Consider the following 10,707-nt stretch of genomic DNA (forward strand, 5'->3'; position numbering starts at 1 on the left):
AATGGATATGAATAAAAAGTTTACCTATCTGTCATCTTTCCTCATAGGGATAGTGGCGATGCTTTTATGTCCGCTTGTTGTGCATGCACAAGAGGGCGATCCTATTATCTCCTTCCATACTAATATCTATGCGAAGGCTACCAGTGCTGGAACCACACCAATGGTTTATCTATCTCTCGGAGCCACCGATTCGACTACACTTAGCGTCGATGGCGGTAACGGCGGAGAAGAGGCTGAGGTCGGAAAAGCCAGCTTGACAACTTCAGAACAGGGCGAAGTCGCTGTGAAGGGATCGCCTGTTTCTGTGCAAGTAGATGCTAACGGCTGGGTGAAGATCTATGGTGATGCCAGCAAGATTGACTATTTCAATGCCTCTGGTCAAGAGATTGATCAAATCCAGTTCAGCGATCAGTTAGGTTTAAAGATTCTCAATCTTGAGCATAACTCATTGCAGGCTTTGAACATTAATAAGCTCCAGAAGTTACAAGTAATCTATTTGGAAGATAACCCCTTCACAGCTGCAACGCCGCTGATGATTGGTCGTTTGCCTAACCTCCAGGTATTGGAAGTAACGCAAATAGGCTATATCTCACCAAGTTTCACATTGAAGAACTTCCCTAATCTTGTGTCTTTCGATGCTTACCACACGGTAAGTCTTACTTCTTGTGACCCTACTGGTTGTCCTAATCTACGCCGTTTGAGCTTGGATATGACCTCTGTCTCTTCTGTAAATCTTAGTCAGAACCCTCTTTTGGAGGTGTTGAATGTCAGCGACTCACGCATTAAGACCCTTGATTTGAGCCGTAGTTCAAAGATTAAACAGTTGTATGCCTCTCATTCATCAGGTAGTATTAATACAGACGTAAAGTTTGATAATATCAATGTAAGATACTGTCCGCTACTTACTATCTTCTATTGTGATGGTAACAACTTAACCAATCTTGATCTCTCAAGAAACCCTGAACTCTTCACTTTCTCATGTGCTCGCAATAAGCTAAGAAACCTTGATTTAACCAAGAATACAAAGCTTTATAGCGTGAATGTTCGTTACAACTATCTTGACTTCGTAACGCTCCCTCAGCCTGGTAACTGGTTCGAGTATTATCACGAACAGAACAATCTTGAGGTGAATCCAACCTATAGTGTAGGGTCTGTTGTCGACCTTTCTAGTCGTGTTAATCGTCCTAGCTCAACCACAAATGGTGTGCTCTATCGTGTACCAAAGGATGACCCAACGAAGCCAGAGAAGCTCTCTGACGATTATTACGACTATGACAAGGGTAAGGTAACACTGAAACGTGCGCTGGACGATGAAGTATTCATCCAGTATGATAACTCTGTCTTGAAGGATTACTCACTACGTACTGAGAACTTCAGAATAAAGACTGCAGCTGAATTTGGGCAAGACGACAAGGCTTTCTCATTTGTTACTGGCAACGCACAAGGCTCTGCCATCAACATGACAATTGGTGTGAAGGGGGCTACGACAGCTGTTCCTGTAAAGGTGAAGATTGACTTTGGTAATGGCACGAAGGTAGAGAAAACTGTTGTAGACGAGCTTCCTACCGCTGTTAATGTTACAGGAGCTCTTAATGGATCAAACGTTGTTACGGTTTATGTACCACAGGATAAGCAGATTACATCATTGAAGATGGACGGTGTACAGTTGTCTAAGATCGACCTCTCTAACCTCCCTCAGCTTCGTGAACTCGCATTGACTCATGCTGCAATGGACTCTGTTGACCTCGGTTATAACAACAAGCTCGAGAAGTTAGACCTCTCAAATAACAACATGAGAAAGGTGAGCTTGAAGGGTCCTTCTACTTACTTCGATAAGAGTATATTGACTGACATCAACCTTAGTCACAACAATTTGGAGACAATCGAGTATAACAACATCACTGTTGTTCGTAATCTTGATGTAAGTTACAACAAACTTGTTAAGCTCGGAGTAAACAATGCCGACAACCTCCGCTCATTTGATGCTTCACACAACCAGTTCAACACCATGCTGCTGAACCATAGTGAGTTGCTTGAGAATCTGAATATTTCTTATAACCAACTGTCGAAGTTCTACGTTCCTGCTAATGCTCCATTAAAGACTTTGGACATCCGTGGTAACTTCTTCACATTGGCTACTATGCCTGATTATCTTGCTCTCGGACAGGGTAAGTTCCTATATGCTCCACAGAACCCATTGGAGATCTCTACTGCTTCTCCTGGTATCGACCTATCTGAACAGTATATAACCAAGAACGGAAAAGTTACTCAGTACAAATGGAAGAAGTCGAATAATCAAGCTCTTACTGAGGGCACTGACTATACCATCAACAATGGTTCTTCTAAGTTTAAGAACACCAATACGGGTCGTATCTATTGTGAGATGACCCATGAGGCATACCCTGATTTCAAGGGTGTTAATGTGTTCCGAACAACCTATACTACACCTATCCCAATGCCAACAAACGTATTGGCAGAGTTCACAACAGTCAACCAGACCGATAGTGTTGAGCTCTCTTTGGCTAGTCCAGTAGTAGGTACTTCGGTTTATTTCGAGTGGAGTGGCGACAACAATGTCTACCAGTATACACTAAAGGACACCTACACTCGCTTCCGTGCTAAGTCTAAGGCAGGAGCTAGAGTACGCGTACTTGTTGCTAACCCAACCGATGAGCTTTCAGTCTTCAGTGTATCAAATGTACAGATGGAGAACGCTGATCTCTCTAAACTGGGACGCACACACGCCATCACTCTATCGAATACTGGCTTGGAAAGTGTTAAGCTCCCAGCTGATGCACAGTACATTACTCAGCTCAACCTAAGCGGTAATAAGCTCGCTAGCTTTGATGTGTCTAAGTATCCAAACTTGTCTTTCTTGTCATTAGCAGACAATAAGATCTCATCTATCGACCTCTCTTCTGCAAAGAAGTTAGAGCTTGCGATGATCTCAAACAACAGCTTGACAAGCATTGTACTTGATAACCCAATCTTGTGGAACTTAGACTTGAGTGTGAACAAACTGGAGTCTATCGACGTGTCAAAGTTGCCTAAGTTGCAACAGTTGTTCTTAGCTTCTAATAGATTGACAGCCGTTTCTGTACCTTATAAGAAGAACCCTGAGCTAACTATTCTCAACCTTGTTGGCAATCGTCTACGCTTCTCTACCATGCCTCCTGCTAATGAGAGAGTGTTGAAAGCGGGGACTAGAGTGCAGCGTTTTAACAAGTACTCATACAACCTTCAGGACCCAATTAAGGTTGAATGTGTCGATGGTAAGGTTGATCTCAGCTCTGAGGTAACAGCTGGTGGGAAGTCAACTACCTTCCGTTGGTTCGTTGGTAAGGTTCAAGTTATTGATGGTGAGTTGCAAGGCGAAGAGCTAGAACTTAATGAGTCATACACACTTGAGAATGGTGTCACTACATTGAAACTGGATAATCCAATCAACAATCTCGTTTGTGTAATGACCAATCTTGCCTTCCCAAGTGCCGTTCTTCACACTGATTACGTTAAGTATGTTCCAACAGGTATTGACGCTGTGAAGACCAATGAAGACGTCAAGATTCAGTTCGTGGCAGGTGGTATTAACATCGTAGGAGGCGAGAACAGCCCTGTAGCTGTTTACTCTATTGATGGTAAGACTATCTATCGTGCAAAGGCAGCTACAGCCGACATGCACATCTCATTGGCTCCTGGTACATACATTGTACGTGTAGGCAATAAGGCTTCAAAGATCTGTTTGAAGTAAAGAAGAAGCCTCTCCCCCAATCCATCTACAGCCTCTCCCCCGACCCCTCTCCGAATGGAGAGGGGAGTGAAGACTGCTGGTTGTAGATAAAGAAGAAGCCTCTCCCCCAACCCCTCTCCGAATGGAGAGGGGAGTGAAAACTACTATTTACAGATAAAGAGGGCGTTTCTTTGATGTAAAGAAACGCTCTCTTCGATAAGAAGAAACGCCCTTCTCAAATGGAGAAGGGCGTTTCCTTATTTTTGCCCTTTCGTTATCATGACTCTTGTTCCTATGTCCCTCTGTCTTAATAATATGTCCTTAAAACAATATGTCCTTCTGTCCTTCTGTCTAAAAGACTATGTTCTTCTGTCTTAAACATCTGTTACTAAACACATTGTTCCTATGTTCCTCTGTCTTAATAATATGTCCTTACAATAATATGGCTTTATGTCATTTTGTCTAAAGAACTATGTCCTTCTGTCTGAAAAGCCTGTTCTTCTGTCTCACCTTATTTATATATACCCTCCCACGCAACATCGTTTTTGTTAATTTTTCATCGTCTAAATAGAGCCGTTAAAGGCAAAAAGTGATGTGGAAGTATTGCTTGTTTCGTATATAATTCATACCTTTGCAGTGTGATTTGGAATAATTCCAATATACTAAAAGAATAACACTTGATAGCGAGAAGACCATCAGAAGGAGTGGAGCTATCAATGCGGCAGGATAAAGAAAAATATTATTTAAATACAAAAACATTATGAAGAAGAAATTTATTTGCACAGTATGTGGTTACATGTATGAGGGTGCTGAAGCACCAGCAGAGTGCCCAGTTTGCCACGCAAAGGCCGACAAGTTCAAGGAGTTCAACCCAGCTGCTTTGAAGGGAACAAAGACAGAGCAGAACCTTATGAATGCTTTTGCAGGTGAGAGTCAGGCTCACACTAAGTACCTCTATTACGCTTCTAAGGCTAAGAAAGATGGTTACGAGCAGATCGCAGGGTTCTTTGAAGAGACCGCACGTAACGAGAAGGAGCATGCTAAAATATGGTTCAAGTTCTTGCATGAGGGCGATATCCCAACAACAACACAGAACCTTGCTGATGCTGCTGCAGGCGAGAACTACGAGTGGACAGACATGTATGATCAGATGGCAAAAGAGGCTATGGAGGAAGGCTTCCCAGAGTTGGCTGTTAAGTTCCGTGGCGTTGGTCGGGTTGAAAAGCACCACGAGGAGCGTTATCGCAAGTTGTTGAAGAACATCGAGGATAAGGTTGTCTTCTCACGTGATGGCGATTGCATTTGGCAGTGCCGCAACTGTGGTCACATCGTTGTAGGCAAGAAGGCACCTGCTGTTTGCCCTGTTTGCAACCACCCACAGAGCTTCTTCCAGGTTGAGGAAAGCAATTACTAAATCCTCATTCATCGTGACGCCGACAAGACATAATCGTCTGTCTTTGTAATTCCATAGGCTTTGTCACGAGTGAGAGAACAAACGATAAGAGTTGTGTCAATACTGATGCAACTCTTTTTTTATAGCACCTTTTGCCATTGAAGTGCCCGTTTTATCAGATAATTTTCGTACTTTTGCGCCACTTTTTGCCCTTTGGCAACAACATAAACATTAATATTCTACAATGGAAACTGCAAAGGATAACGAAACAGAAAGTCTACTGGCATGGACTGAAGTGAATCACCAATCCGATGATTATAACCCTTTTGTGAAGGCTGCGCTACTAAGTCGTGCCACACGATTCAGCCTCTGTCGCACGGGAGAAGAAGCCCAGCAGGTGCGCCAGAGTTTCGTAGTTTTCCGTGAGAAAGGTGCGGAAGAGTGGGAAGATGATGCCCCTTTGGGACGCATTGAGGCGATGGTCTTAGCTGATGATGACGAGGAGGTGCGCCCTGCCGAAGTAATCAATTTGGGTGTAGAACCAGCCGAATTTCTGACCATGGTGCGCCAGGATGCCGACTCAACGACCTTTCAGATTGATTGGTATCATGGTGAGGTAAGGGTCGAGGGAGCGACGAAAACAGAAGAAGGATACGTTGTAAGGAAGGCTGATTGTGCAGATGGTAAGACGTTGAAGTGCATCCTCACGCCTGATAAAGGGGGTGAGTCGTTCAGTTTGGAACTGCAATTACCCTTTGTCGGATTTAATATCACGACTGAAGATGGGGCGATGGTAGTGGGCGATCTGACGATTCCTTCCACCGAGTTAGACCATTATAACTATAGTTTTGTGGGCAGTGACGATGACGATAGATTTGCTGTTAGCCTTGACGACTTGGCTCAAAGCTATCAATATATATGGTATGAGGACGGCACATTGTCGGTTCGCAACCTAAGAAAAAAGATGGAGAAGGTGCGCGAACAGGCTGCACAAGGTAAGCTGTCAGAGCTGTTGCAGGGTTCGCGCAACGCCCTCGTGAAACATAAGGACACCCGTTGGCGTATCGTTGTGACGAAAGCGATGAAGACTGATGAGGCTTTGGAACTGGATCCTGTGGCACTTGCTCGAATGGTATTCACCCGCTTTTAGACGGCAGATGAGGCGGAGGATGCGCTGATGAGAGAGCTTATTGAAATGGAGGAGCACCACTTTTTCCAGTGGTTCTGGCTCAAATCGGAGGATTGGAGTCATGAACATCTGGCGCAGCTAATGGGACTTAACGACATAGAACAGAATCAAGAGAAGATGATGCAACTGGCTTTACAATATAATCAGTTCGATCGTTTCATGCAGAAACTGCGCCGTGCTTCACTGGATGAGGCTGGTCCCGTGCAGGCTGATGCACTACAGATGCGCAACAACAAACGCAAGATTGCCCGTTGTTTGAAGCGTTTGGAACGACATCAGAAAGGTGAGGAATCATTGTGGGAAGCCAATTTGGAGGTGAGAGAAGAGCTGTTGCAATTCTTCCGTTCACATCATGGTGCGTTCGAGACAATCGATTGATTACTTTGCAGTTCGGATTCTTTTTCGTATATTTGCAGTGCTGTCTGAGTTGACAAGTAGACGAGTTAGCAAGTAAACAAGTTGCTTGTCTTGTGGGAGACATCGCACCGAAAAGCCAGTTGGGATGGTCACTTGATGTGTAACGAAACTGCGCCTCATTAGCAGAAACAGCAGGGGCAAGAACGAGGAGACGCCCTCGTCAAAAGGAAGAGGGCGTTCCGTCGCATCGAAGAGAGGCTTTCTTCAAATGAAGTGAACATCACCGTGTAGGAACAGATGCCCTCTTCTGTCTGCCAAATCACGATTAATCCTCCCCAATCTACCTCTCTTTAGGCGGACAGGTGAGGGCGTCTGTCCCTACATTGAGGTACTACATCCAACAGAACAAGTAACTTGTCTACACGTCAACTCGTTAACTTGTTTACTCAAACAAACAACTATAATAAATTAAGACAATGGCAAAATTAATTGTAAATAACTACGAAGAGCTAGCTGCCCGATTGGGTGAGAAGCTAGGAGAAAGTGAGTGGTTAGCAGTTGACCAAGAGCGTGTCAATCTTTTTGCTGACGCCACCCTCGATCATCAATGGATTCATGTTGACCAGGAGCGTGCCAAGGTGGAGAGCCCTTATAAGAGTACTATCGCACATGGTTACTTGACACTTTCACTACTTCCACACATGTGGCAGGAGATTATCGAGGTGCATAATCTGAAGATGATGGTCAATTATGGCATGGACAAGATGCGCTTTGGTAAGCCTGTATTGACAGGTTCGCGCATTCGTTTGGTAGCCAACCTCGATAGCATTGAGAACCTCCGTGGTATTTGCAAGGCGGGTATCAAGTTCCAAATCGAGATTGAGGGCGAACGCAAACCAGCCCTCGAAGGGATCGCAACCTTCCTTTACTATTTTGAATAAGCATAATTTGTAACGATAACCGAAAGGGTTGTTTCAAAGGTTGGGGTGCATGAGACATGTACACACAATGCTATTATTATAAGGTATATGAGCTTATATAACTTATGAATAATAGTAAAATAGACCTCTGAAACAGCCCTTTTGTGGTCAAAAAGTGTTAAATGTTTGATACGCAGAGGCGTTAGTTAGAACATTATAGTACCTTTGCAAAATCTTTTAAGAGGGATAACATTATATATACATCAGCTTGTAAGGATGTTTGATACAGGCTAACACAAATTTAAAAAAGACTTATACGTATGGCTTACGACCAACTGAAATTGCAGAATCAACTTTGTTTTAGATTGTATACAGCTAGTCGATTGATTACCCAGACTTACTTTCCAATGCTCGAGAAGTTAGGACTTACCTATCCACAATACCTCGTTTTGATGGCTTTGTGGGAGGAGGATGGACAGAAGGTGATGGAGTTGGCGCATCGACTCTACCTCGATTCAAACACGATGACACCGCTTGTTAAACGCATGGCAAGCGAGGGTCTGGTGACGAGAGTGAAGGGTAAGTTAGATGCACGAGAGACCTACGTTTATCTCACGGACAAGGCAAAAGAACTTGAAAGACAGGCTGCAAGCATACCTGCTTGTATGTTAGGAAAGGTGCTAAGTGACCGTACAAGTGTTGATGATATTCATTTGTTATCAGCTGAATTAGACGCTCTGATCAATACTCTCTCTGAACAACGAGCACAGGATAAAGCGGCTGCGAAGGACCAAGAGTGTCGGTATATATTGTAATCGGGGCTATAAAAAAGATTTGAATAAAGCATGGAAAAGAGGAGTATATATGGTCTGACGAAAGGGACGGGACTGGAGAAACTCATCGAGGCTGCCGCTATGGGCAAGGCAATGGGCGTGATGAATCATTATTCATTGGCGTTGATGGCTGAAGAACAGGGGCTTCCGAAGGAGTTGGCAGAGCGTCTTCGTGAGTTAGCCAATCAGGAGTCTGTGCATGCAGGGTACTATGCGACGCTGAATGCAAAGTATCCTTCGGATGTGTTTCAGATGATGGAAAACATGCAGAAGGGCGAGTTGGGAGCAGGAAAGTTCCTACAACCTTTGGCCGACAAGTTGCGTGAGTTGGGGCGAGATGACGTCGCCGAACAGATTGAAGAGTATATACGGCAGGAGGTTCATCATGGTGAAGTGTTGGGCGAACTGCTAGCAAAATATAAACAATAAACGCCTGTTTATAAGGCTGTTAGTTCATTAGGACTGTATCAAATCATACCTATCTGCGAGTGAGCGTGGGGGAGCGATGATTTGATAGAGTCCTTTTTTCTGTCTTGAAAGACCGTCGATTGATGTTTTAGCAGGTTTCTTTTTGCGTGGTTTCTTTGGTTTCCAAGTGGTCATTTACTAGGTTATAATGTCTTTGAAATAGGCTATTTTAATGTTCATTTGTTTGTGTTGAATAGCCTTGATGAATGTTATTTTGTCTTGGAAATATGCGATAGTAAGATTGTGTAAGGCTGCTCTTCTGTCTTAAAAAAACTAAAATCATTTGTTGAATAACGCTTCTCTCTGAACTATTTAATAATTTTGTAACGTACAGATTACGTGCACGAGGAAGTAAGATATACGTGAACAAATGAAGAAAAAACCAACTTATAAGGTTCCAGTAGCCACCTGCGCCATCGTTTTGGTAGTAGGGGCTATTACATTGGGGGTACTCATGGAGACACGCGAGATGGCTCCGCCTCGAAAGTATGAGGTGGATATGTCGGGTGATGTTATTGGTATTGATAATGGTCCGAAGACGCCTGTTTTGACGAAAGAGGAGGTCAAAGAAGAAGTGAAAGAGGAGATTAAAAAGGAGACTCCTAAGCCTGTTGAGTCGAAGAAGGAAGAGTCGGCAGCGGAGCCAGAGGAGCCTGTTATCGTTCCGAGTGTGCCTGAAGGACAGGCGGAGTCGGCGCCTTCTGTTAAGGTTCCAAAGCCTGAAATTAAGAAACCAACAGTGGAGAACATTGGGGAATAATATTGTTTTGTGCTGTTAAAGGTATGTGCCTTTTCTTTAGAAAACGATCTCCTTTCTGGTTGATGTTCCCTTTTAGCACTACTATTAACCCTCTTTCAGCATTTTCCAATATGCCTTTAGCAGTATTCTCACACCCCATCACCAATACTCCCAACAATGAATACTAATATTCGCTTACTTCTCTTGTCAATATCTTCATGCTCCTTTTTCATCTTCCCCATGCCTATATATAAATAAGGTGTAACGCCCTTTATTCCCTCTCAGGCGCAATAAAAACCACTTTTTATTGATTTTTTCTCTCAAAACATTTGGTAGTTTCTGATAAAGTATATACCTTTGCATTCGCTTTTACGAAATAAGCCACGTGCTTATGAGTGTTTAAAGCAATAAAGAAAGCGTTCTTTGAAGAGATTTACATAAACAGAGAAGTAGTACAAGAAGCGTCTGTTTGGTTATAAATCAAATAGATGGGTAAAAGAAACGAACCGATCAATTCAATTGAATTCCTATATAGGAATAGGTGCTTTTAAAACTTGATACTAAAGGATAAGCATTCTGAAACAGAGATTACTCGGTGAAGTTTTGGGTTAAGTTGGTATTTATTACCCTTCTTACCTATTACTAATCACCCAAACATATTTTACAATGGAGAGTTTGATCCTGGCTCAGGATGAACGCTAGCTACAGGCTTAACACATGCAAGTCGAGGGGAAACGGCATTTAGTGCTTGCACCGAATGGACGTCGACCGGCGCACGGGTGAGTAACGCGTATCCAACCTTCCCATAACTAAGGGATAACCTGCCGAAAGGCAGACTAATACCTTATGTAATCCTTTGATGGCATCAGATAAGGATAAAAGATTTATCGGTTATGGATGGGGATGCGTCTGATTAGCTTGTTGGCGGGGTAACGGCCCACCAAGGCAACGATCAGTAGGGGTTCTGAGAGGAAGGTCCCCCACATTGGAACTGAGACACGGTCCAAACTCCTACGGGAGGCAGCAGTGAGGAATATTGGTCAATGGACGTAAGTCTGAACCAGCCAAGTAGCGTGCAGGA

Annotated in this window: 8 protein-coding genes and 1 rRNA gene; all 9 read left to right on the forward strand. The window is 43.6% G+C overall.

Going from position 1 to position 10,707, the window contains the following annotated elements:
- Position 1 precedes the first annotated feature (1 nt).
- The gene (locus O3603_RS10170; RefSeq protein ID WP_371522628.1) at positions 2–3,748 is read left to right on the forward strand and encodes a leucine-rich repeat domain-containing protein; all 3,747 of its coding nucleotides are present in this window, start codon (positions 2–4) and stop codon (positions 3,746–3,748) included.
- A gap of 739 nt (positions 3,749–4,487) precedes the next feature.
- Positions 4,488–5,141 carry a rubrerythrin gene (rbr, locus tag O3603_RS10175; protein ID WP_371522630.1) on the forward strand — a complete coding sequence of 218 codons (654 nt, stop codon included), beginning with the start codon at positions 4,488–4,490 and terminating at the stop codon, positions 5,139–5,141.
- A gap of 223 nt (positions 5,142–5,364) precedes the next feature.
- Positions 5,365–6,270, forward strand: coding sequence for a hypothetical protein (locus O3603_RS10180; RefSeq protein WP_371522632.1), 906 nt, complete (start codon positions 5,365–5,367; stop codon positions 6,268–6,270).
- A 27-nt stretch (positions 6,271–6,297) separates the two neighbouring features.
- Positions 6,298–6,687, forward strand: a complete 390-nt coding sequence (locus O3603_RS10185) for a hypothetical protein (protein ID WP_371522634.1) — start codon at positions 6,298–6,300, stop codon at positions 6,685–6,687.
- A gap of 455 nt (positions 6,688–7,142) precedes the next feature.
- Positions 7,143–7,607: a MaoC family dehydratase gene (locus O3603_RS10190; protein WP_155716681.1), complete on the forward strand. Its 465-nt coding sequence runs from the start codon at positions 7,143–7,145 to the stop codon at positions 7,605–7,607.
- A 299-nt stretch (positions 7,608–7,906) separates the two neighbouring features.
- On the forward strand, positions 7,907–8,401 hold the full coding sequence (locus O3603_RS10195; RefSeq protein WP_315087945.1) for a MarR family transcriptional regulator: 495 nt from the start codon (positions 7,907–7,909) through the stop codon (positions 8,399–8,401).
- 30 nt (positions 8,402–8,431) lie between these two features.
- Complete coding sequence (locus O3603_RS10200) at positions 8,432–8,848, forward strand: rubrerythrin (protein ID WP_371522637.1); 417 nt, start codon at positions 8,432–8,434, stop codon at positions 8,846–8,848.
- 409 nt (positions 8,849–9,257) lie between these two features.
- A complete protein-coding gene (locus tag O3603_RS10205) occupies positions 9,258–9,647 on the forward strand; it encodes a hypothetical protein (RefSeq protein WP_371522639.1) in 390 nt (129 codons plus the stop codon).
- 642 nt (positions 9,648–10,289) lie between these two features.
- Positions 10,290–10,707: ribosomal RNA gene (locus O3603_RS10210) — 16S ribosomal RNA — on the forward strand; the annotation flags it as partial.

The organism is Prevotella sp. 20925_1_30 (assembly GCF_041433025.1).
In the GTDB taxonomy this organism is placed as follows: domain Bacteria; phylum Bacteroidota; class Bacteroidia; order Bacteroidales; family Bacteroidaceae; genus Prevotella; species Prevotella vespertina.

Excerpts from the sequence above, each read along its gene's own strand:
- O3603_RS10170 (WP_371522628.1), top strand. The coding sequence starts at position 2 with ATGGATATGAATAAAAAGTTTACCTATCTGTCATCTTTCCTCATAGGG.
- O3603_RS10205 (WP_371522639.1), top strand. The coding sequence starts at position 9,258 with ATGAAGAAAAAACCAACTTATAAGGTTCCAGTAGCCACCTGCGCCATC.
- O3603_RS10190 (WP_155716681.1), top strand. The coding sequence starts at position 7,143 with ATGGCAAAATTAATTGTAAATAACTACGAAGAGCTAGCTGCCCGATTG.
- O3603_RS10195 (WP_315087945.1), top strand. The coding sequence starts at position 7,907 with ATGGCTTACGACCAACTGAAATTGCAGAATCAACTTTGTTTTAGATTG.
- rbr (WP_371522630.1), top strand. The coding sequence starts at position 4,488 with ATGAAGAAGAAATTTATTTGCACAGTATGTGGTTACATGTATGAGGGT.
- O3603_RS10185 (WP_371522634.1), top strand. The coding sequence starts at position 6,298 with ATGAGAGAGCTTATTGAAATGGAGGAGCACCACTTTTTCCAGTGGTTC.
- O3603_RS10180 (WP_371522632.1), top strand. The coding sequence starts at position 5,365 with ATGGAAACTGCAAAGGATAACGAAACAGAAAGTCTACTGGCATGGACT.
- O3603_RS10200 (WP_371522637.1), top strand. The coding sequence starts at position 8,432 with ATGGAAAAGAGGAGTATATATGGTCTGACGAAAGGGACGGGACTGGAG.